Origin of the sequence: Brochothrix sp. (assembly GCF_017549435.1) — a bacterium.
Taxonomy (GTDB): domain Bacteria; phylum Bacillota; class Bacilli; order Lactobacillales; family Listeriaceae; genus Brochothrix; species Brochothrix thermosphacta.
On the sequence record NZ_JAFYUW010000087.1, the window covers coordinates 1 to 2,524 of the forward strand.

The window sequence follows — 2,524 nt, forward strand, 5'->3', positions numbered from 1 at the left end:
AAAAAATACAGAGGGTTATCATGAACTGATGAAGTTGACGAGTGCTTTACAAACGGAAGAACGAGCATTTTTACCTAAAAATTGGTTTGATGCGTATTCAAAAAATATTGTGATTATTTTGCCTGTCGAAAATGGGGAAATAACAAATCTGTTGCCAGAACAGCGCAGTATGTTGCTTGAAAGTTATCCAGATGCTTATTTGGGAGTGAGCCAACCTGATTCCAGTATAACTGCTTGGGCTTTTAATGAAACGGAGCGCACCGTGGTAATCAGTGACGTACGTTATCTTTATCCAGCAGATGTTAAGAGTATGTCTGTGCTAAAGGCCATCCGTGACAATGAGATTATTGATTGGGAAACATTACCAACAGAAGGTGAACAGTATCTAATCAGCCCAATCGAGCTAGAAAAACGCTGGTTTACCGAACCAATGCGTGCTGCATTAAAGCGAACAAATGAAATAGCTGCATCAACAGATGTAAACATTGAGTTGCATCAAAAGCTGTTACCTAAATATGTTACGCCTGAAGGAAAAACGGCAGCTAATTATCTGCATGAACTGGCGTATAAAGGTTTGGCAGAAAGATTTGAAAACCCGAGTGCAATTTATCAAGAGCGTCTTTCTTATGAGTTGAAGGTTATCTCTGAAATGGGTTTTGATGATTATTTTTTAATTGTTTGGGATTTGATGTTTTATGCCCAAAGCAAAGGTATCTTAACAGGGCCAGGGCGTGGATCAGCAGCAGGTTCATTAGTATCCTACGTGTTGAAAATTACAGATGTTGATCCGATTGCCTATCGTTTGTTATTCGAACGTTTTTTAAACCCGGAACGCGTTTCCATGCCTGATATTGATTTGGATTTTCCTGATAACCGTCGTGATGAACTCATCACTTATACAGTCGAAAAATATGGTGTGCAGCATGTTGCGCAAATTGGTACATTTGGAACGTTGGCGGCTAAAGCTGCTATTCGTGATACGGCACGTGTATTTGGATTGAATCGTGTAGAATTAAGTGAGTGGTCTAATCTCTTGCCTGCACAGGTGGGGCTAACTTTAAAAGGTGCTGAAGCGGAATCGAAAGCACTTGTACGTCATATAAAGATGTCTAAACGTAATGAAGAAATATGGCGAATAGCGACAACAATCGAAGGATTACCAAGACACATGTCAACACATGCGGCAGGTGTAATAATTAGCGATGCTCCTTTGATTGATTATGTGCCTCTACAACAAGGGAGTGGTGATGCATTGCTTACACAATATCCAATGGGGGATATTGAAGCGATTGGTTTATTGAAAATGGATTATTTAGGCTTAAGAAATTTGACGATGTTGGCAACAATTATTAAAGCCGTTCGTTTTGAAAATCCGGCATTTGATATTGAGAAAATTTCTTTGAATGATGCAGACACTTTAAAACTCTTTCAAGCAGGCGATACAAACGGTGTTTTTCAATTTGAATCACCAGGTATTCGACGGGTACTTCAACGTCTAATTCCAACTTCTTTTGAAGATGTTGTAGCGGTTAATGCGTTATATCGTCCAGGTCCAATGGAGCAAATCAGTACATTTATTGCTCGTAAACATGGGAAAGAAAAGGTAACCTATACGCACCCAGCTTTAGAAGCGATTTTAGAACCAACTTATGGCGTCATTGTTTATCAAGAACAGATCATGCAAATTGCTTCAGCACTTGCTGGTTTTAGTTTGGGAGAAGCCGATATGTTACGTCGGGCAGTAAGTAAGAAAAAAGCTGAGGTACTACAAGAACAACGTGAACATTTTATAGCTGGTGCGCAAAAACAACAAGTGGATGAAAAAATAGCAGAGGATGTTTATGATTTAATCGTCCGTTTTGCCAATTATGGTTTTAACCGTTCTCACTCTGTTGCTTATGCAAAAATTGCTTTCCAACTTGCCTACCTCAAGGCACATTATCCTGCTGCTTTTTATTCAGCGTTAATGACATCTGTTTCAGGTGATGATAATAAAATTGAGACTTATATTGCTGAAAGTCGTCAACGTGATATAAAATTGTTGCCGCCTTCTGTCAATGCGAGTTTTAGTTTCTTCAGTAATGAAAATGGCAGCATTCGATACGCACTATCCAGCATAAAAAAAGTTGGGGCACAAACAGTTAGAGTTATTGTCGAAGAGCGTAAAACAGCTGGTAAATATACAGATTTCTTTGACTTTTGTCGACGCTTACCGGCGAAAGTAACAACACAACCAATTTTAGAAGCATTAATATTAGCAGGTGCATGCGATGAATGGGGCAAAACCAGAACGACATTGTTGGCCTCAATTGAAGCGGCTTTAAACCTAGCGGAATTAAGTCGTAAGGGTGATTCCCCGGTTGACTTATTCGGTGATCTGGGTGGTGGTAAATTGGCCTTGAAACCAAAATATACTGAGATGGAAGAAATGCCAGCAGTTGATCGTTTAACACAAGAAAAAGAGTATTTAGGCACTTATCTGTCAGAGCATCCATTAACAAGTTATCCACATCAACTTAAAAAG

At 39.3% G+C, this 2,524-nt stretch carries 1 protein-coding gene; it reads left to right on the forward strand.

The annotated features are described in order from the left end of the window. The coding region (locus IKV95_RS05905) for a DNA polymerase III subunit alpha (RefSeq protein ID WP_287451504.1) at positions 1 to 2,524 on the forward strand (2,524 nt) is incomplete at both ends.